This is a genomic window from Blautia wexlerae (genome assembly GCF_013300825.1).
Lineage (GTDB): Bacteria > Bacillota > Clostridia > Lachnospirales > Lachnospiraceae > Blautia_A > Blautia_A wexlerae_B.
On record NZ_JAAIMY010000040.1, the window covers coordinates 1 to 22,116 of the forward strand.

Annotated in this window: 15 protein-coding genes and 2 pseudogenes; 8 read left to right on the forward strand and 9 right to left on the reverse strand. The window is 38.3% G+C overall.

Translation table 11 applies throughout. The features are described from left to right. A pseudogene (locus G4417_RS14745) lies at positions 1-3,651 on the forward strand (hypothetical protein); the annotation flags it as partial. Between the two features lie 197 nt (positions 3,652-3,848). Here G4417_RS14745 and G4417_RS17025 read toward each other — a convergent pair. After that, positions 3,849-4,826, reverse strand: a complete 978-nt coding sequence (locus G4417_RS17025) for a PD-(D/E)XK nuclease family transposase (RefSeq protein ID WP_330598399.1) — start codon at positions 4,824-4,826, stop codon at positions 3,849-3,851. Positions 4,827-5,383: 557 nt separating this feature from the next. Here G4417_RS17025 and G4417_RS14755 point away from each other — a divergent pair. The 5 genes from G4417_RS14755 to G4417_RS14775 all read left to right on the forward strand — a co-directional run bounded on the left by G4417_RS14755 (position 5,384) and on the right by G4417_RS14775 (position 9,322). After that, complete coding sequence (locus G4417_RS14755; protein ID WP_026076851.1) at positions 5,384-5,584, forward strand: helix-turn-helix transcriptional regulator; 201 nt, start codon at positions 5,384-5,386, stop codon at positions 5,582-5,584. A 3-nt stretch (positions 5,585-5,587) separates the two neighbouring features. Next, positions 5,588-5,920 carry a HipA N-terminal domain-containing protein gene (locus G4417_RS14760; protein WP_118409687.1) on the forward strand — a complete coding sequence of 111 codons (333 nt, stop codon included), beginning with the start codon at positions 5,588-5,590 and terminating at the stop codon, positions 5,918-5,920. Then, positions 5,917-6,876 (forward strand): HipA domain-containing protein, encoded by a 960-nt coding sequence (locus G4417_RS14765; protein WP_173684017.1) that lies wholly within the window; start codon positions 5,917-5,919, stop codon positions 6,874-6,876. Before G4417_RS14760 ends, G4417_RS14765 begins: the two co-directional genes overlap by 4 nt. A gap of 317 nt (positions 6,877-7,193) precedes the next feature. Continuing rightward, positions 7,194-8,729 carry an AAA family ATPase gene (locus G4417_RS14770; protein WP_173684018.1) on the forward strand — a complete coding sequence of 512 codons (1,536 nt, stop codon included), beginning with the start codon at positions 7,194-7,196 and terminating at the stop codon, positions 8,727-8,729. 161 nt (positions 8,730-8,890) lie between these two features. After that, on the forward strand, positions 8,891-9,322 hold the full coding sequence (locus G4417_RS14775; protein ID WP_330598396.1) for a tyrosine-type recombinase/integrase: 432 nt from the start codon (positions 8,891-8,893) through the stop codon (positions 9,320-9,322). A gap of 438 nt (positions 9,323-9,760) precedes the next feature. Here the strand turns inward: G4417_RS14775 and G4417_RS14780 are convergent, their stop codons facing one another. From G4417_RS14780 to G4417_RS14805, 6 genes are all read right to left on the reverse strand, one after another. Next, a complete protein-coding gene (locus G4417_RS14780) occupies positions 9,761-10,654 on the reverse strand; it encodes a hypothetical protein (RefSeq protein ID WP_173684019.1) in 894 nt (297 codons plus the stop codon). A 93-nt stretch (positions 10,655-10,747) separates the two neighbouring features. Next, positions 10,748-10,960, reverse strand: coding sequence for a hypothetical protein (locus tag G4417_RS14785; RefSeq protein WP_173684020.1), 213 nt, complete (start codon positions 10,958-10,960; stop codon positions 10,748-10,750). After that, the gene (locus G4417_RS14790; protein ID WP_173684021.1) at positions 10,929-11,396 is read right to left on the reverse strand and encodes a hypothetical protein; all 468 of its coding nucleotides are present in this window, start codon (positions 11,394-11,396) and stop codon (positions 10,929-10,931) included. Before G4417_RS14790 ends, G4417_RS14785 begins: the two co-directional genes overlap by 32 nt. 242 nt (positions 11,397-11,638) lie before the next feature. After that, a complete protein-coding gene (locus G4417_RS14795; protein ID WP_243872168.1) occupies positions 11,639-12,553 on the reverse strand; it encodes an Rpn family recombination-promoting nuclease/putative transposase in 915 nt (304 codons plus the stop codon). Between the two features lie 397 nt (positions 12,554-12,950). Then, the gene (locus tag G4417_RS14800; RefSeq protein ID WP_173684022.1) at positions 12,951-13,616 is read right to left on the reverse strand and encodes a hypothetical protein; all 666 of its coding nucleotides are present in this window, start codon (positions 13,614-13,616) and stop codon (positions 12,951-12,953) included. Positions 13,617-14,191: 575 nt separating this feature from the next. Next, on the reverse strand, positions 14,192-14,509 hold the full coding sequence (locus G4417_RS14805; protein WP_173684023.1) for a DUF6618 family protein: 318 nt from the start codon (positions 14,507-14,509) through the stop codon (positions 14,192-14,194). An 831-nt stretch (positions 14,510-15,340) separates the two neighbouring features. Here G4417_RS14805 and G4417_RS14810 point away from each other — a divergent pair. Next, positions 15,341-16,360, forward strand: coding sequence for an SPFH domain-containing protein (locus G4417_RS14810; protein WP_173684024.1), 1,020 nt, complete (start codon positions 15,341-15,343; stop codon positions 16,358-16,360). Next, on the forward strand, positions 16,360-16,566 hold the full coding sequence (locus G4417_RS14815) for a TA system antitoxin ParD family protein (protein WP_026649632.1): 207 nt from the start codon (positions 16,360-16,362) through the stop codon (positions 16,564-16,566). Before G4417_RS14810 ends, G4417_RS14815 begins: the two co-directional genes overlap by 1 nt. Before the next feature lie 212 nt (positions 16,567-16,778). Here the strand turns inward: G4417_RS14815 and G4417_RS14820 are convergent, their stop codons facing one another. Together G4417_RS14820 and G4417_RS14825 are read right to left on the reverse strand one after the other, a co-directional pair. Continuing rightward, positions 16,779-17,795: a PD-(D/E)XK nuclease family transposase gene (locus G4417_RS14820; protein ID WP_330598397.1), complete on the reverse strand. Its 1,017-nt coding sequence runs from the start codon at positions 17,793-17,795 to the stop codon at positions 16,779-16,781. A 256-nt stretch (positions 17,796-18,051) separates the two neighbouring features. Further along, a pseudogene (locus tag G4417_RS14825) lies at positions 18,052-22,116 on the reverse strand (hypothetical protein); the annotation flags it as partial.

Here is a 22,116-nt window from a genome sequence, read left to right on the forward strand (position 1 = left end):
ACCTCCAACGTTCCAGTGTGGGCTGCTGAATTTAGTGACGGAACAGACGCTGCAGCAGTTGCATCTGAAGCAGATACATTCTCCACAGATGCAGAAGCTCCGGTTGTTGAAGATAATACTGCAGACGCTACAGAAGCGCAGACTACTGGCGATGCATGGACTGTAAGTTTAAAGGATATGCCTTCAGAAGTTGAATGGAGTGCAACTAAAAATGTTAAAGTTACGATCAAAGATTCTGCTGATGGAAAAGAGATTGATTATACAAAGACAGGATTAAAGTATGTATGGAAAGTAGATGATCTTGCTGTTACTAAGCCAGCACAGGTAGCTAATACAATTTCAACACCTGCAACTACTTCTGCTGATGCTGGAAAACAGTATAAGTTATATATCTATGATGAATCCGGTGACTGGTCATATACTTCAGCTTCATTTACTGTAAGTGCAAAGGATATTTCTAATACTTATTCTCTTACTGTAGCTGACCGTGTATATACAGGAAAAGAAACTGCCAAAGATGCAACTGTTAACAGCTCAGATGTTAAATTTGATATTGACTATACTGGAGATTTAGTAAATGTTGGAAAAGTCAATGTAACAGCCAAGCCAGTTGATACTAAACTGTACAAAGGTGTTATTTCTAAATCCTTCAACATTACAGCAGCACCTTTGACAACAGCAGGTTTAGTAAAAGCTGCTCTTAATACAAAAGAAGTTGAATACACAGGTAAAAACATTGAGTTAAAAAAAGCAGATGTTAATGTTACTGATGCAAATACCGGTGCAGATCTTAATGCATTAGTAGACAAAGATGCAAAAATCACAACAAGTCTTAAGAATTTTAATGATGAAGCAGTTGTAGAAGTACCGTTAACAGCTAACACAGCAGTTAAAAATTTTAGCGGAACAGGTAAAGTAACTACAACAGACAAAGTAAAAGTTGTTGCTCGTAATCTTTCTAACGTAAAGGTTACTATCAAACCTCAGGCAAAGAAAGCAGATGGAAAAGCATATACTCAGAGTGAGCTTGCAAGTGCAATCAGTTTTACCGATGCCAATGGAAAAGAATTGACTCTTGGTAATGACATCACAGTAGAAGGGCTTGACAAGGCAATTAATTACGGTACATATACTGTGACAATCAAGCCTGATAAGAATACTAAAAATGTAACAGGACAGACAACCGCTCAGTTTTCTATCTTCTCTCAGGATATTAGTGGTGCTACTTTCTCCGATACTATTAAGAATCAGGAATATACCGGAAGTCAGATTACACCAGATGTTTCCAAACTGAAAGTAACATTAGGTGGCAAGGAAGTTGATCCTGCTGATTATTCTATTGAATATGGTGAAAATGTAAAAGCCGGTAAAGGTCAGATTTATATTGTTGGTAAAAGAACATATGAAGGAAGCAAAGCTACCGTTGAATTTACAATTAATCAGGCTACTGTATCTGAATTAAAGACATCTGATTATGTAATTGTTAACAAAGATGCAAAAAAAGCTGACGAATATGCAAAAGCTGTTGGATTAACCGTAAAAGCTAAAAACGGTGCTACACCAGCAAAAGAATTTACTTTGACAGAGGGAACAGACTATACTGTTGCTTATACTTATAAAACAAAAAACGAAGTAAACAATTATGTTGTTGCTACTGTAACATTAAAAAATAACGGAAACTTTAAAGCTGGCACAACTTCTCTGAGCAAAGAAGTGAGAATTGCAAGCCCTATTATTCAGGATTCCGATATTAAGCTGAAAAAAACATCTTATGAATATACAGGAGCTGTCATTGTTCCAGAATTTGATGTTGTTGTCAATGGAAAGACACTTAAAAAAGATGTGGATTATGTAATTGACAATGTAGTTGACAGTGCAAAAACTGGCACAGCAACTGTATACATTACAGGTAAAGAAGGTAGTGAATATGACAGTAAGGTAAAAGCAAAAGCTACTTTTGAAGTGACACCTGTAAGCGCAGAGAAAACTACAGTGACTGTATCTGGAGATTATACATATGATGGAACAGCTAAAAAACCGGCAGCATCCAACATTAAAGTTACATTAAACGGAAATGATGTGACATCTCAGTTTGATGTAGCATATGGTACAAATATCAATGCAGGTGATAAAGCTGGTACTGTTACAGTAACACCAAAGAAAGATAATAAAAACTTTACAGCAGGTACATCACAGACTGGCACATTTAAAATTGCAGCCAAGACATTAGATGGTACCCTTAAAGTATATGATGCACGTGGTATTGAAATCACTTCTGCACTGCCATCTTTCGATTATGATGGAACAGAGAAGACATTTGCTAAGGTCGTATTTACACCATCAGACAAAAATGTAACTACAAATGATTACGAAATTAAATATATAAATAACGTAACAGGTGGCGGTACAAAAGGCGCATCTCTTGTAGTTGTTGCAAAGGGAAATTATGCGGCAGCAGGCGAGGTTGTTGATAACAGCACTTCTCCAGCTACAACTGTTAAAAATGTTGCAAAAGAATTAAACTTTACAATTAATTCAAAATTGTACTTTACAGAAAAAGAGGTAACAGTGACAAATGCTGAGTATGCAGGACCAAATATGCTTGCAGCTCCTACTATCGTAGTAAAAGATGGTGCTAAGACTCTTAAAGAAGGTACAGATTACGATGTCGTTTTAACTGATAATAGCGGAAACGTAATTAAAACAGGGGTTGTTGTGGACGTTCCTGAAAAAACTTCCTATAACTGGACAGTCGTTGGAAAAGGTATTTATAAATATGATTCCGCAAAATCAGACAGAAACACAGCAACTGGTACATGGAAAGTAACAAAGAAAAATGTAGCTAATCTTGATGTCAAAGTTGATCTTAATGAAAAAGGCGAAACAGTTCTTACAGTTATGAACGGAAACCTTAAAGTTGATAACAAAGAGTTTACTGTTAAATTAAGCGATGACAAGAAGACTGCAACTGTAGAAGCAACAACAGGAAACAAGTATTATGTTGGTTCCAAAGAAGTAACCGTAGGCGGCGAAGTTGCTAAAGTTGGTACTCCGGTAATCAGCGGTGTTAAGGTTGTTGGAAATAAGGCAACTGTAATCCTTTCCGGAGAAGCTGATGGTGCTTCAGGATACGATTATGTAATCTCCAAAGCAAACAACACAGCTACTGACCGTGTAGACATCACAAAGAACCAGGTTAAGACAACAGGTGACTTCAGCTATGTACAGCAGGGTACTTACTATGCATACTGCCACGCTTGGAAACGCAACGCAGAAGGCAAGAAAGTATTCAGTGGATGGTCTAACATTTATCCATTCTCTGTATCTGCAATCACACCTTCACAGCCAGTAATCACAAGCGTAAAAGCAAAAGGTTCTACTGTAACTGTAACTTATACAAAAGCAGATAATGCAGACGGATATGATGTAGTTCTCGGAACATCTACAAAGAAAGTTAACGGAGAAGTACGTCCGGTAGAATACGGAACACTTATTAAGAAGAATGTCAAAGGAAATGTTGTAACAGCAACATTCAAGAATGTGAAGAAAGGAACCTACTATGCAGGTCTCCACGCATTCAACAAGACATCTGAAGACGGTAAAAAGGTATTCAGCCAGTGGTCAAACGCTAAAAAAGTAACTGTCAAATAATCCCTTTGGGTAATTAAATACAGATTCCTAAAACAAAAAGCTCCAGCCAGAAATGGCTGGGGCTTTTTGTAAAATTCATGCTGTATATTCCAGCAGTAATTTATCCTATATATCATTTCTTTCAGTTCGGTTTTTCTATTTTTGGTGATACGTCCCTGCCACTTCAAAATCTGTAAGGTTTAAGTGGCAGGAATATGTCACGCACTAAGTGTCATCCCGATGGACTTTGCAATTTCTTTTAACTTATCTGTGGGATACCCTGTATATCTTTCGATTTTATCAACCGGCTCCCTGTCTCTAAGCATCATTTTTGCAAGAGACAGGTTTTTCTTTTCGATACCCTGTTCAATACCCTGTTCAATGCCCTGTTCAATGCCCTGATCGATTAATGATTTTCCCAGATTGCACATATCCTGCACCTCACTTTCGAATTCTTCTGTCATAGCAATACCAAAGTCTTTCTGCAGACGGTTTTTCTTTGTCTCAGAGGAAATGGAAAGAGAGAAGAGTGTGTTCAGCAGATCCAGAATCTCCAGATCGCTTTTCCTGTCCGCATCCCCTAAGTTGACAATCACCACTTCCATAAGATCATAACTGTCTGGACTTTCATAAGCTTTTCCCAACACTGCATCCTGTACCGTATGATATCTGAAGATTCCGTTTCTTCTTTTTTTCGCCGGATCCGGACAGATCCAGATGCTGTATACTTTCTGAAGCTTCTCATAGTGTTCATTGGTGAAGACGGTCCCATACTGTTCGGAAATCATTCTCGCACAATAATAAAAGCCTCTGGTAACCAGCGGATATCCTGGCGTATCATTTAACTGAATCTCCAGATTGATGATCAGCTGTACCGGTTCTCTAATGGTCGGTATGTATGCTTTGAAACGGATGTCGTAATATACCGTCTGGTCTTTGATAGCATTTGCTTCGGAATTAAGACTGTCTACCCGTTCATTTCCATCCAGGGGACCGGTGCGGTCAGACTGATCCTGATGTACAGCCCGGCTGGAGACCTCGATGTCACCTTTCAGACAGTTCTCACAGATAAATCGGATGCTGTATTGTGAAAATTCTTTTGTACAGGATTTGAGAATCCAGGCAGCAACTGCCTTATAAGTTAATAATTTTTTGGCACATTCATCATATCTTGCACGGTCTGCAGCAAGGTCTATGGTCTACGCCAGATTTGTTTGACGTACTATGGATGTCACCTCCTGCCATATATTTTGTAATTACATTTTAGCAGAGCAGTAGTTGATTTACCAGAGAAACTTTTCGACGGATACTGACATATGCTAAAAAAAGTGACATCAAGGAATAGATTTATAAAATTTTCAGGGTTATTTTAGTTGGAGATTATTATTTTTTAGGTTATTTTCGATGGTCAGACCCCAATGTGACAAGCATGGTAAATTCCCGGAAATCCGTCAGGGCAGGCTCCAATACGTTTACCTTAAAATCGGAACCGGGTTCCAATGGATTGAAAATATTTCAAAACAATAAAAAATAGCAGGATCGGGGTGGCTATTTCTGTATCTTACTATTATCCTTACCAAAGGAATATCCTAATTTAAAGCAGGTTAACCTGGTTGATTTTATTTTTATTCGTGGAAATATCATTATACCCGTCCGGGATGATTTAATATAAAAACATATTAATTATACCCGTTCGGGATTTTTTTGTATAATTCACTTGAAATTATACCCGAACGGGATTAATATGTTTAATATGAGTACAATTGGAGATTATATAAAAAAAGAAAGAAAAAAAGCAGGGCTGACGCAGGAGGATTTTGCAATCCGTTCCGGACTTGGACTTCGTTTTGTAAGGGAATTGGAACAGGGAAAAGAAACGGTGCGTCTGGACAAAGTGAATCAGGCACTGGCAATGTTTGGGAAAGAAGCTGTACCAGGAAAAAAGGAGGAATAGCAGGTGGAGTCAGAATATAGAAAAGGATATGTATATATTCAAAATCATTTTTCCGGAATTATTGCAGAAACTGAAGAAGGGTATATTTTTACTTATGATCAGGATTATCTGGACAGAGAAGATGCAGTGGCAGTAAGCCTGACACTTCCACTACGTCAGGAGCCTTATGAAACAACCATATTATTTCCTTTTTTTGACGGACTGATTCCAGAAGGATGGCTTCTGGGGGTGGTCAGCCGAAACTGGAAAATCAACCAGAAAGACCGGTTTGGATTACTGTTATCTGCCTGTAGAGATTGCATTGGCGATGTTTGTATCAGGAGAGAAAAGGTATGAAATGCTTGTGTTGTGGAAGGCCAATAACAAATAGTGCAACGAATGTGGAAAAAGAATGGTGCTGGCACAAAAAGTGTATAAAGAGATTTTTTCAGACAGATGAATTACCGATCTTAGATGTTACGAAAGACCAACTGGAAATACTGGCAAATGAAACAGTAAATGAGGGACTTACCGTGCCGGGAGTTCAGAAAAAGCTTTCCCTGCATTTATCAACAGATCTTAATGCAAGACTTACAATCGTGGACTATCCAACAGGATATATCCTGAAGCCGCAGACGGAAGAATTTCATAATATGCCGGAATTTGAGGATCTGGCAATGCGTCTCGCAGAAATTATGGGAATCCGGATGGTTCCCCATGCTCTTATAAAAATGAATGATGAATACGCGTATATTACTAAAAGGATAGACCGGGAAATATCAGAAAAAGAGACCAAACTATATGCCATGGAAGATTTCTGCCAGCTGTCTTACCGACTGACACAGGATAAATATAAAGGTTCTTATGAACAATGCGGAAGAATCATAAAAAAATATTCTGCAACACCGGGATTAGATCTGTCAGAACTGTTTCTGCGTGTTGTTGGATCTTTCGTTATGGGAAATTCAGATATGCATTTGAAAAACTTTTCACTAAAGGAAACGGAGCCTGGCAGCAGAAATTTCCAATTATCAAAAGCATACGATATGCTTCCCGTTAATGTGATCATGCCAGAAGATAAAGAACAGCTGGCACTCACAATAAATGGCAAAAAACGTAATATTCATAAGAAAGAATTTCGGATACTGGCAGAATCCTGTGGGATTCCATTAAATTCTGCGGAACGTATGATGAAAAAAGTTTGCTCATTAAAGGCAAAACTTTTTACACAGATAGAAGAATCTTGCTTGTCAGCAGAACAAAAAGAGCAAATGGCGGAACTTATTTCAAAAAGGCTTGATATTTTGAGTTAGATAAACGGCACTTGGATGCGACATACTCCCGTCACTTAAATCTTACAGATTGTGAAGATAAACGTATTGGAGCCTGCCCTGACAAAGTTTATTTTCTTATGGTAAGTATAAAAAATATTTGATACAATAAAGACATGCGATAACTGTATCCAGGCAACTATTTATAGGAAGCTTATAGTGAAGAAGCGTTTTAATCGAATCAAGTAAGTCCCCTGCTTCAATTGCGAAAAGCAATAAGCAGTGGGTGGGGACTTGCTTGATTCGGTTAAATGTAATATAAACAATACCAAAAAATGGGAAAAGGAGGGCGAAAATTCATGGGCTTTTATCTGAATAGTGCAGCACCGGGCGCATTATACAAAAGCGAAACTGAGAACCCTTATTTTGTAGATAAATCACAGCTGCTGGAAGAGCTGATTCCTTTTGTACAGCAGGGTAATAAGCACATCTGCATCACCAGACCGAGGCGGTTTGGAAAAACGGTTATGGCAAACATGATTGGTGCTTTTTTTGGAAAAGGCTCTGACACACAGGATATATTTGATGCTTTGCAGATTTCATCTTCGCCATTATATAAAGACAATCTGAATCACTATAACCTTATTTATATAGATTTCAGCAAAATGCCTGCGGAATGTTCTTCTTACACCTCATATATCTCAAGAATTGAAAAAAGATTAAAGACAGATCTGTTAAAGGATTTTCCTGATGTAGAGTGTAGCATGGAAGATGCTTTATGGGATATTCTGGACAGTATTTTTGATGTATATCATGGACAGAAATTCCTCTTTGTCATGGACGAATGGGACTATATTTTTCACAGAGATTTCATTTTGGACAAAGACCGGAAAGGATATCTTCAGTTTCTGAGCAATCTTCTGAAGGATCATGCCTATGTGTCCATGTCCTATATGACCGGAATCCTGCCTATTTCCAAATATTCCAGTGGCTCAGAGCTGAACATGTTCATGGAGTTTAAAATGACTTCCATGGAAATATTCGGGGAATATTTTGGCTTCACAGATGAGGAAGTAGATGTTCTCTATGATAAATATCTCCATCTATGCAAAGCTCCGCAGGTTTCCAGAGAGGGGTTACGTGAGTGGTATGATGGATATTTTACTGCCTCTGGCAGGTGTCTCTACAATCCAAGATCTGTAGTGATGGCGCTGCGGTTCAATCAGCTGTCGAATTATTGGACAAGCTCTGGACCTTATGATGAAATTTTTTATTATATACGAAATGATATAGAACACATACGGGATGACCTGGTGCTGATGATTTCAGGAGAGGGAATCGATGCCCGGGTGGAGGAGTTTGCAGCTTCTGCCATGGATCTGCGAACCAAAAACCAGATATATTCGGCTATGGTGGTCTATGGACTGCTGACCTATACAAAGGGAAAAGTATTTATTCCAAATAGGGAATTAATGTTCAAATATGAGGAGCTTCTGCGCAGTGAGAAAAGCCTGGGTTATGTCTATCGTCTGGCTAATATTTCTGACCAGATGCTAAAAGCAACCCTGTCCGGTGACACCGACCGGATGGCTGAGATCCTGCAGCTGGCACACAATACAGAAACACCGATTCTTTCGTATAATAACGAGACGGAACTGGCTGCGGTAGTCAATCTGGTATATTTATCTGCCAGAGACCGATACCGGGTGGAACGTGAAGATAAAGCAGATCACTCACCGGAAGAAGCAATCCGGCAGATCAGGGAAAAACAGTATGCGCTCCGCTTTAGGGGAAAGCCTGGGGAAAAGGAAAGATACACCGGGCAGATCCTGGGTGTGGGAATCAGTTATGATAAAGACACAAAAGAACACCATTGTAAAATAGAACAATTGTAATAGCAACCATTCATGATAAAAACCATCCCTACTATGTATATTATTCATATAGTTGGGATGGTTTTATGTGTGGGTAAGGAATTCTGTGTTATATAAATTTTAGAATTCTTTTATGTGGAGATTATTATCTTTCCGGTTATTTTCGATGGTCAGACCCCAATGTGGTCCCCAGTGAAACAGAAAAGATCGTATCAAAATATATCAAACGTTTCCGCCTTACACCAGATGCTCCATTGTTTTGTAATAAAAACGGGGAGCGGTTAACAAGGCAGGGCATCCGTTATATAATACAAAAATACTCCAAAATGGCTAACAAAAACGAACCAGGAATTATTGAAAGTTCTGCGTATCCTCACATACTTCGCCATAGTAAGGCTACACACCTTGTGAACAGAGGCGTAAACATATACAATGTCAGAGATTTTCTGGGGCATGAATCTGTGGCGACTACCCAGATTTATCTGACTACGAATCCTGAGATCACAAGAAAGACTATAGAATCCGTTGCCGAGAAAACTGTACCTGAAAGTCTTGATTTCTTCTCTGAAGAGGAGCGGGATGATCTACTTTTTTTCTTGGATTCCTTAGGATAGCAGACAAGTGTTAATGTAAAGTCAGTAAGAGTTCAATGTAGCTAATGATTGCATGGAACTGTTTGGTTTTACATTAACAGCCACTTTACATTAAACATGAAAAGCGTTGATTTTCGATGGTCAGACCCCTCCGGCCTTCCATATGTTGTCTTCCATCCAGACCACGATGTCGACCCTCTGGTGACTTTGGGATTTCGGTGCTCAATAGCTATCCCTGTTATCTTTCTGTCTACGCTTAGCCTGCAACGTTACCGCGACAGACTCAAGACTCGCTTCAAATGCGGTGGTTAGCAGCTTATTTGATGGGGCTTCCACCCACCGGACTATATACCCTTTGCTGGACGCACTGCCAGACCCCAATGCCCCAACAATCAATGTTCTGGGCTTAAATTGACCATATTGTGGTCAGATTCTTAGAGCGTTTATAGGAATACCTATCTAAACTCTGTCTATAAAAGAGAAATCGGTAGCTTTTCCTGAATGAACAGCATTTATTATTTTTAAATCTTCAAATTGATTTTTTAGTAGCTCTTGATAATGTGCTGTATCATATGAAAAATGTTTTATTCCATAATTAAATACTTCGAGATAAATTTGATATAATTGAATTATAATAGGAATATCTTTTTTGGCTTTAGAACCGGATCTTCCGATTACCGAACAATTAGATTTTTTATCAAAAGATAAATATTTTCCTGCCTCAGGAGGTGCCATATGCGCTTCAGAAGATAAAATAGAATAAAGTTTTCCATATTCTGGATTTATTTTCTCTTTTATATATCGAGTATTTTTTGTTTTCCAATTATTAAGTATATTATTTGAATTGGATTCATCAATTGAATAACATGCCCAACATAATTGTTCATATATTAATCTCATTATTGGCATCATCTCAATATAAAAACCTCTATAACATAAAATTAATGTGCTTTTAAAGCTTTCACGCAATCGTGTCATTGTATTAAAATATGTAATTTCTCCGATGTGAAAGTTTTCATCATTTCGACATAAAAAACGATAAAAGTCATTTATTAAACCAAGCAGATTGTCAACTCCACGGGCAATCATATAACAAGTTACCAAATCTTTGTCAATATACTCCTTATCCTGATATTTTTTTATATCCTCAAATAGCAATATTTCATCAAAATCAGAATCATATTTATAAGCTTTAATAGCTGTTGCAAAATATTGTCTTAATTTAGGGGTACTATTAATCGGCAAGCAATATGTAATTCCATCCAATTGATATACTTGTAAATCTGCAATCTCATCTCTTTTTAAAAATTTATTATTATGATTCACTTTCATCGATTTTTCATAATTGTTCATTTTTCTTAGGAACCCTCTACTTTTGTGCCTTAAACTTTCTTCTTTTAATTTGTTGAAAATGTGAACTCTGCAAAAAAATTACAATAAAGACTATCAGGGACTCAAAAATGTCATAATCTCGTCAAAATTTTTACCACTTTTTAAATACGCCTCCATGATGGTATCAGCTTCAATCCTGCGCTTTTGTTTCTGCAAGTCTTCAAGTTTTTCTGCAAGTTTATTATACCGGTTCTGCAGTTTTGACATATCAGATTTTACTTTGGATATTTCGTTCTCAATTGCCTCGATTGTCTTCTTCCTCGCCATCCTCCGGTGCCTCCTTGTTTATGTATGACTGACTGCTGTTCAACAGCTTGCCATATTCCTCAGCACTCTTTTTGATATCTGTTTCATCAAGACCAAAAGAGTTCAGGATCAATTTCTGAGTTCTGGTAACTGCATGATCCAATTTGTAGTGTCTGCCGTTACGACGGACCATTTCAATCTTTTCAAGTTCACGGATCGCAGCCGAAACAGTCATATACTTTTGTTTTGTCTCCATACGGATCATTTGTTCTTTAAGAAGATTGTAGATCCGGTTACGAATGATCAGTGCCACAAATTCTATAAAGATTTTAGATGACATGCTTTGCAACGACTGAACACGCTCACTCTTAGAACCAATGAATGTTTTATCGGATTGAAAAAGTTTTTCCGAAATATCCCGTCCCTTGTACTGAATCAATGCCTGAGATGCTGACATTTTCTCGGAAGTTATTATACAAAAATACCCACATAACTGCAGCTCCCGTTCAATGACATCTGCCCGTTCATCAGCATCCAGAAATTTTCCCTGTCTGCTGTAATGGAGATGCGATTATTTTCGGTGGTCAGACCCCTTCAGCCTACAGAAGTTCTGTTGAATGCGCGGAGACCTGCATAGTAGGTTCCCTTCTTTACATTCTTGAATGTTGCTGTTACAACGTTAGTATAGCACTTCAACGTTTACCAATATTCCTCCACATAACCAGCCGCATCTTCTTCTGACAATGAAAATACCTTCATCAGGTTTTTCACTGTAACATCTTTACTGGCGTTAAAACTTTTACAGGTACTGATTGTTGCCTGGATACCCTCTAACCGTCCTTCACGCCGTCCCTCAAGTATTCCTTCGCGCCGTCCCTCAAGTTTTCCCTCATTCATTAACTCTTCCAATGCAGTACACATATTAACCTGACCTCCCTTCCGTTCTGATTCCAAAGCATGGTCTATCAGTTTCTGCGACTGGGTGATCGCGCCGATCACAATTCCCAGTTCGGATGTGATGTTTCTGTTTTTATATACCGTATTGATTCTTTGGTAATCGCGTTCATAAATAGAACGGCTGATATCAAACACAGCAGCAACTTCCGGATCTTGAAAATCACAGGTCTCACTTGCTCTCAGCTGAAGCAGATTCATTTTATAATCCGACACCATTGGACGGACTTTTTCAGGAATCTCAAGCATATCTGCCAGACATAGCGGGCCATCCCATGGATCTTCTCCATAATAAACACAAAGGCTGATCACTGGATGCAGTCTATCTGTTTTCTTCATATTCGAGAGAAACTCATCTGAAGATTCAAAATGCCCATCCTTCTTGTTTTTAGCAGCGATCTCATTATATTCTTTTAGATAAGAGAAAGCATCTCCTACCATATGTCGCAACGGCATCGCGTAATGGATCTTTGCCTGATTCTCCAGTCCCCAGAGGACAAAATCAATGCCATAGGCAGTTTTCTTTACAACATCCAGTATTTTCTGGACAGTTTCTGCATGACCATTAAATTTGATCAGTGAAGAAACATCGGTGTCAGCTTCTGTAAGGTCATTCGGATCCAGCACTTGTTCCCCATCGAATAATGCCGCATTGAACAAGTCTGCAAAATGGTGATTGTTTCTCCAGAAGTTCTTTAGTATGGTATCTGGTTTTACTTTGTTTTGTTCCAGCGTTCGACACCTCCTGCTGTTTTGTTACTACCACTATATCACATATAACGTTTTATTTCCATAAGAGAATTTGTCGAAATGTGTCATTTGGCAATATATTCAAGGGTCCTTGCTTTAGCAAATATTTCAAATTTAAGAAGAATAAAGTCATTATAACTATTCAAGAAGACTCGAGCAATCCAGTGACAATTTTCTCTCTTATTACTTATCCCTAATTTTATATTTCTTTTATAGATCTTTTGGGATTGCTTCATTCTTTTTATTTATCCTTCAGAGTGCCAGACCCCAATGTGGTTCTGTAATTTATGCTAAATGTTTCAAAATATCAACTGACTATTTTAAAATATTTTTTATTCTCGTCTAAAAATTCAATCGAATCCCAACGCATACAGTAATATGGAAAAACCAACGTTTTAAAACCATTCTCATTCAATTTTTTTACAACTTCATCCTTGGCTTTAATGTTATCTGCAAGATCAATTGCAAGGCAAGTAACCTCCATCACAAAATGATATTGTCTGCTATCCAAAACATTGTTTTCAATAATATAGTTTAAGGGAGTTGCATAAACACAAGAAATGTTTTTTATGCCTTCTAATAATTTATCGAATTTTTTATAAGACATAGTTTGTTCATTATTTTCTTTGTTTATAATCTGTATTTTGTAAGTAGGATAATTAACATATACTCTGGGCGGAAGTGTAGTAATAAATGCCGGCATATTCGCGGATAACTCTTTAGTTTCAAAGGCACATCCAGGAGTATGCAAAATTTCCCAGGATTTTTTTGAATAATTCTCTAATTGTTCCAGCGCAATATTTGGAATCATATGTTCAAATTCTTTGCATGATACAATAGGAATAAGCTGTCGCATAATATCAGATTTAGTTTTTTTTAAATCATCACAAATTTGTGAAATATTGTCAGCTGACTCAGCATCGATTTTAAATTTAATGATTTGTGAAAAATCATCTTTATTAATATCGCTCATGTTTATGTCCTTTCAGGTATGTTTGGTACTTGTGCCAAAATAACGTCCCTTTTTCTTGATTATGGCATATTCGCAATGAAAAGTCAATAAGTTTTTTACTTGCCCCAAAGATTTAAATTATTAATGTCTTTTTTCCATGCCGTTCTTTGATTTTTTGATTATAGTTCTTCCTTTAAGTGGTGTATAGATTGAAACATGGTTTAAGTTGTACCTATGTGGATAATTTTTATAGATATGAAAAAATAGAAGATATAGATAGAAAAAGTGTTGCGTTTTCGGTAATCAGTCAGACCCCTCCAGGTCACAAGGACATATGTAATCCAATGGATCACTCGTATGATTGATAATTATATCAGACAACTATTAAAAAAATTTCGTCAACGGGATCGTGAATATCAAGAAAAACTATCTTATGAATAACAGAAGCCGATATCTCTCCCTCCGTCAGATGAGTATTGCTGATTTCTCAATTTGTCGCTAATCAGATTTGCTCCCATGTCACAGATCTGCTAAGTTTTGTGTCATTGGCATTTTTGTGCAATCCGGCAGATTTCCTGCCGGATTATCTGTTTCATTTACAATGTTACATATGAGCTGAGTGCTTCAAGTGCTTTTACAATACTGATGATGTCCACCTTTGACAGCTCCGGATAGTCCTGTTCAAGGCGTTCCCTGTTCCAGAAGCAGTCCGACAGGGACGATATTTCTGTGCTGATCTCCCAGTTGGGAATACACAGATACTTTCCATATGCATGTTTTCCTACCAGCAGATGGAAAGTGCTTCCACGGGCGGTCACCTCAAACTCATTTCTGTTTATGTTTAATGGACGGATATGACCGGTCCAGGTTTTTTCATTGCTGTCCGGATCACTGCACTGATAATAGGATCCCATATCAGACATCACCTCCCAGCATTTCGTGTTCAATGATATAACGCACCAGATGTTCATCGATCAGGCGTTTTCCCTGCTGGCTGGCATACATCAGGCTCTTTTCGCAGATGCGGTTGATGCGCCGCGATATCCCGGTAGATTCTTTATAGATATCGTCCAGTGCCCTGTCTGTGAAGATATCCTGCCTTCCCCCGGCATAGACCAGATGTGATAAGATATATCTTTCGGTTTCTGTCCTGTCAAAGTGTGGCAGGACACAGTTGATATCAATACGCTGCCTTACTGCCGCATACCGCTGCAGCCGGAGCTTGTCCCACAGTTCTGTCTGTCCTGCCAGTATGAGAAAAACCGGAGGGGTCTGATCACCGAAAATACAGTTATCGCATGTCTTTATTGTATCAAATATTTTTTATACTTACCATAAAAATAAACTTTGTCAGGGCAGGCTCCAATACGTTTACCGTGAAATCAGAACCGGGTTCCGATTGATTGAAAATATTCCAAAACAACAGAAAGCAGCAGGGGAAAACCAGAAGAATTATCTAATTCTTTAATTACCATCTCACGTTTATTATCCATAATATTCACCCTCACCTCTCATTAATCCAGAATGTGTTAGCTCAATTACAACTGAGAATTACGAATTTTTATACTGAATTTTTTCTCCACACATCAAATGTTCTTCTTTAATATTGACATTTCGATATCAAAATGATATCATTTGTACATCAACCAGTTCATACATATTTTTATGGTAAAGCAATGCACATGATCAGTGTCAAAAGGCTTTTTGACACTCATATCATGCATATACCAGTCAGGAGGTTTATTATGCAGGAAAAAGTTTTAAGCAGTAAGAAGAATGGTATGGCAATGATGATTCTCTTCATTTTGTTGTATGCGGCAGCAACAGCACTTGCTATAATCGGTTCCATCTTTTACTATATTCCAATGGCTGCAGGTGGATTCATCTGGTTATCTTTGGGATGGATTCCATTTCTTGGATTAAAGGTACTGAAGCCTCAGGAAGCTCTGGTTCTTACCTTGTTTGGTAATTATGTGGGCACACTGAAGGATGACGGCTTTTATTGGGTAAATCCTTTTTGTACAGCAGTGAATCCGGCAGCTAAGACGAAATTAAATCAAAGCGGCGATGTGGATGGCGGTAATGCTGCCAAATCAGTTTTGACATTAGCTGCGGCAGGCACCGGCGGATCTTCCAATAGCTCTTGTGTAAGTAAAAAGATTTCCCTGAAGATCATGACTCTGAATAATAACCGTCAGAAGATCAATGACTGTCTGGGTAATCCTGTAGAAATCGGAATTGCGGTTATGTGGCGTGTGACAGATACTGCAAAGGCTGTTTTTAATGTTGATAACTATAAGGAATATCTTTCCCTGCAGTGTGATAGTGCTCTTCGCAATATTGTAAGGATTTATCCTTATGATGTAGCTCCGAATGTGGATACAACAGGGGATGGTGTTGCAGATGAGGGCAGCCTGCGTGGTTCCAGCGAAATTGTAGCCGGACGTATCCGGGATGAGATTCAGCAGAAAGTTGCGGAAGCTGGTCTTGAGATTATTGAGGCACGCATCACCTATTTGGCTTATGCTCCTGAGATTGCAGCTGTTATGCTGCAGAGACAGCAGGCTTCTGCTATTATTGATGCGAGAAAGATGATCGTAGATGGTGCTGTTGGCATGGTTGAAATGGCACTGGAACGGTTGAACGAAAACAATGTGGTTGAGCTTGATGAGGAGCGGAAAGCGGCCATGGTTTCTAATCTTCTCGTTGTACTGTGTGGCAATCACGATGCCCAGCCGGTGGTTAATTCCGGCAGTCTGTACTAATGGCTGACACCAGACCAAAGAAACAGATTCCGCTCAGGCTTTCTGCAAAGCTTTATGATCAGATTGCCGCCTGGGCAGAAGATGATTTCCGCTCCGTCAACGGCCAGATCGAGTATCTGCTTACTGAATGCGTCCGGCAGCGTAAGAAAAACGGGAAATATGTTTCCGACACTATGGATGAGCCGCCGGAACTGGATATTGAGTGAATTTTCACATCTCAGCTGATATGTAAAAAAGATAAAGGGGCTGTCAGAAAATAGATAGCCCCTTCTTCTCATATGCACATAAAAAGATCCAAACCGCCTAGATAAGAATCTCTATCCAGCCTGGATCTTTTATTTCAACATATTTATTATTTATATCATTTGTATATGCATATTCGCAAATGGAAAATATAGATGTTTTGCCAGAATCTATATTAAGCACTAAGTGTCATCCCGATAGATTCTGCAATTTCTTTCAATTTATCCGTGGCAAAACCGGTGTATTTTACAATTTTGTCAACGGGCTCTTTGTCTCTGAGCATCATTTTTGCAAGAGACAAGTTTTTCTTTTCTACACCCTGCTCAATACCCTGTTCAATGCCCTGTTCGATACCCTGCTCAATCAGTGCTTTTCCCAGATTACACATATCCTGCACCTCACTTTCGAATTCTTCTGTCATGGCGATGCCAAAATCTTTCTGCAGACGGTTTTTCTTTATCTCAGAGGAAATGGAAAGAGAGAAGAGCGTGTTCAGCAGATCCAGAATCTCCAGATCACTTTCCCTGTCCGCATCCCCTAAGTTTACAATAACCACTTCCATAAGATCGTAACTGTCCGGACTCTCATAAGATTTTCCCAACACCGTATCTTGTACTGTATGATATCTGAAAATTCCATTTCTCCGTTTTTTCGCCGGATCCGGGCAGATCCATATGCTGTATACTTTCTGAAGCTTTTCATAATGTTCATTGGTAAAGACAGTTCCATACTGTTCAGAGATCATTCTCGCACAATAATAAAAGCCTCTGGTAACCAATGGATACCCCGGTGTGTCATTCAACTGAATTTCCAAATTGATGATTAGTTGTACAGGTTCATCAATAGCTGGTATGTATGCTCTGAAACGGATGTCGTAATATACAGTCTGGTCTTTGATAGCATTTGCTTCAGAATTAAGGGTGTCTATCCGTTCATTTCCATTCAGGGGACTGGTACGGTCAGGCTGATCCTGATGTACTGTTCGGTTGGAAACCTCAATGTCGCCTTTCAGACAGTTCTCACAGATAAACCGGATGCTGTATTGTGAAAATTCTTTTGTACAGGATTTGAGAATCCAGGCAGCAACTGCCTTATAAGTTAATAGTTTTTTGGCACATTCATCGTACCTTGCACGGTCAGCAGCAAGGTCTATGGTATGCGCCAGATTCGTTTGACGTACTATGGATGTCACCTCCTGCCATATATTTTGTAATTATATTTTAGCAGAGCAATGATTTATTTACCAGAAAAACTTTTCGACAGATACTGGAAAAAGATGACAGGCTTGTCAGTATTAAAAGGGTTACTTACCACTGAAGCTCCCATTAATTTGGCAAACCTTCAAAAATTGTTCCAACCCCTCAAAAATTTTGATTATGCGAAAAGCTCCAGCCATTTCTGGCTGGAGCTTTTCGTTTTAGGAATCTGTATTTAATTACCCAAAGGGATTATTTTACAGTTACTTTTTTAACGTTTGACCACTCGCTGAATACTTTCTTTCCGTTTTCAGCTGTTCTGTTGAATGCGTGGAGACCTGCGTAGTAGGTTCCTTTCTTCACATTCTTGAATGTTGCTGTTACAACATTTCCTTTGATGTTCTTCTTAACAAGTGTACCATACTCTACCGGACGTGTTTCTCCGTTAACTTTCTTTGTAGCTGTTCCGAGAACTACATCATATCCGTCTGCATTATCTGCTTTTGTATAAGTTACAGTTACAGTAGAACCTTTTGCTTTTACGCTTGTAATCACTGGCTGTGCAGGTGTGATTGCAGATACAGAGAATGGATAAATGTTGGACCATCCGCTGAAGATCTTCTTACCTTCTGCATTACGTGTCCATGCGTGGCAGTATGCATAGTAAGTTCCCTGCTGTACATAGTTGAAGTCACCTGTTGTCTTAACCTGGTTCTTTGTAATAGCTGCACGGTTTGAAGTGTAATCATTTGCTTTGGAGATAACATAGTCATATCCGCTTGCTCCGTTGCTTTCACCGGAAAGTACAACAGTTGCTTTATTACCAACAACGTTTACACTGCTGATTACAGGAGCCTGAATGCTTACATTATCAGTTTTCACTGTCTGAGAGCCTGTGTAGTTCTTGCTTCCTTCTTTGGCAGCTACAGTTACTGTGCCAGCTTTCTTATCTCTTGTTACTGTGTAGTCAGAAGGATCAACAACCATGTTGCCATTCTTAACAGTTACAGTATCACCGGAAGCTGTGATGTCAGCTGCTGCGAAATCGAACTTGTCAATTCCCCATGCGAATGTGTTGCTTCCATCAACATCATCAAATTCATAACCACCCATCGGATCAACATCTACATAGAATACTTTTCCGTTTGTAGCATTGATTACAGATGCAGGATATGTGAAGCCCTTATCAGAATCCTGAGGACGGATATTTAATTTGTAGTCAACACCTTCTACCAGAGTTTTTCCTGCAACTGTTACAGTTACCTTTGGTGTAACAGGAAGACCTGTTGCATACACACCGTTGGATACTGTGATGTTCTTAGCTGTGAATACAGATGCTCTGATTTCAAATCCAATTGCGTCAACAACATTGTTTAAGACTTTGGATTCGCCATCGTTAAATTTACCATTTCTAATGGTTGCAACAACATGCTTAGTTCCGCTTTCGTCAGTGAAATATAAATCTTTATTTACATTTGATTCATAGTTTCCTTTTGCAACAACTACAGCATAACCATAGCCAGCATCTACATTATTAATGTACTTGATTTCGTAATCTGTTCCTTCTTTAGCAGCTACTGGATTTGGAAGGAATGCTTCATCAGCGAACTTGCATTCAGATCCATTATAATAGAAGTGGTAAGTATTCCAGTTAATAATGCCATTAGTAGGTTTCAATTCCTTTTTGTTAGAACCGTAAACTTTTAATGTACCAGTTAAATCAATACCTTTAATATCAAATTTCTGGGTCTTGGTGCCTGTGAAGTTCTTGTTACCAGATTTTGGAGAAAGAGTAATTGTTCCCATTTCCTTACCGGCCTGATTGTTGTCACCATAAGTAGCATATTTTGTATCAAACTGATCTGTTACATTAACATCTCCTAACCAAACTTCGGAGATAGTAGGTTTAATCTGTTTTCCTTTTCTGTAATCAAAGGTATTTGTTTTACCTGTGGATGGTGTTGCAGTAGAAGAAGCTGTTAAAACAACTTTAACATTTTCTGCATTTGCAGCAGTGATATCAAATGTTGCTGTTGCTTCACTGTTTACTTCATAATCACTTCCAGCTAATGCTTTAACTGTAATTGTAGCTTTTCCTACATTAACATTATCTTTTACGATTACAGAATAATCAACACCTTTTTCAAGTACAGATGAACCATCTTTTACTACAACTTCAGGAACAATCTGTTTTCCTGTATATGTATAAGAAGATTTTTCTACACTGATTGTTACATTGCTGATTTTCTTTCTTGTAATCTTAGCAGATTTAACAAATACAGCTTTGTTGTAATTTCCATCTTTTACAGTAACAACAGCAGTTACATAGTTATCCGGTACATTATCACCATCAGCTTTTTCTGCTGCTTCTTTTGTAGTTACTGCGTTCTTTGTATAGTAATATTTTACTGTGTAATCCTTATCTGCTTCAAGAGTTGTTTTTCCATTTCCTTTATACAGTTCCTGTTTAACTGCAACTTCCAGAGCATCTTTATAAAGAGACGCATCTGCATTATTTGCAGAATTTACAGTAACAGTTTTCTTCATAGATACACTGTCTGATACGATATCGTTCTTAGCAATCTTGAAGTAGAAATTTTTGACACTTCCTTCATAACTGAGAAGACCAGTTACTGTAACTTTAACTGTACCGGCATTTACATTGTCGCTGTAAGTAAGTTTGTACTCACCAGTTTTCAGATTAGATACTGCAAGACTGTTAATACCGTATTTTTTATCTTTTGCACAAGCCTCTAAATCATATGCTTTTGCGATATATTTAAGACCAAGATCTGTAGGGCTATTCGGATTTGTGCTTAATGGTGTTCCATTGACAGTAACATCAACTTTAGCAAGGTTACTTACTGTAAGGCGTACAGGAACAGAAACTTTTCCTGTGATATTTTTGGTATCAGCTTTATAGGAAATAGTAACAGCATTTGCAACTGTACCTCTTGTTCCAGCCTTGATTGCATCAACTAATACCTGTTCAGCTGTGATGTTTGCATCATTTTTGATATCATCAAGAGTAAATGTTCTTCCGTCTTCACCTTTAAGAGTTACATTTCCTGCCTCAGCTTTAATCTTATCTACCAGCTGGTCAGCTGTAAGACTCTTAACTTCATCAATATTCAGTTCAACGTTAGATTCTGCAGAGCATTTTGATAAATCGCGTGCTACAATGCTATATTTATTGCTTGTTGTAGCTGTAACGGCTGAACCTGGAACAGTAAAGTTCTTCAGAACATCACTATTAGTATCTAATGCATCAGTAGTGATATCTAAAGTGTGCTGTCCTACTTTTGTCTCGCCTGTAAATTCTGCTTTATCTTTGATTGCTGCAGAGATATCAATTTTTGTGCTGTCGTTTGCTTTTACCTGTAAGGTAACATCTGCTTTTCCAAATTTCTGAGCAGAACCTGTATACTGAACAGAAGTTGTTTTCATAGCTGCTTCCAGGTTATCTTTGGAAATAGGTAATTTTGTAATCTGGTATGATGCAGATTTTGTTGTAGCTTTGTATCCATATGCATCGGATGTAGCATCGTATGTTCCCTCTAATGTACCTGTTACAGTAATATCTTTTCCTGTTACATTTGTGAAATCATTAGAAGCTTCTTTGTAGTTCCATGTGATATGCTTTTCTGTGATTGTTCCAAAATCTGTTTTTACAGAATATTTATTAGTTGGAACTACTTTCTGTTCTTTTCCGTTATAAGTTTTATTTTCAACACCTGTAAGAGCGGCCGAAAAGTCATCACTGATATCTTTTGCGCCAACAATTCCGCCAGCTACAGTTTCCTGATAAACTACTGTATTTCCGCGTTTTACAGTAACCATAAGGGATAAATCTTTATTGAAATCATCTCTTTTTGGAACATATGCACCAATTTCACTTACTGGTTTATCTTCTGGAACTACTCCACTTGGATTTGAGCCATTAGCCTCTAATCCATTTGAGAGCCATGTATAACTTATCTGAACCCATCTATTGTCTTTTTCTGGAATATTATTCCAATTGCCAAGAACTTCATTTCCATTTTTGTCTTTAAGAGTACCACTTACAGTTACTGGATTGTCCCATCCTTTAGCATTCATATTAACTTTAATTGTGGAAACATATCCGTCAGTATTTACTTCAGCAGCAGTAGCCGGAGCAACTGTTTCTTCTGTAGCAACTTCTGGTGCTGCTTCATCTGTAAATGCAGCAGTATCGGCATCTGCAGTATCTTCTACAACAGGAGCTTCTGCTTCTGATGTTACTGCAGCGTCTGTTCCGTCACTAAATTCAGCAGCCCACACTGGAACGTTGGAGGT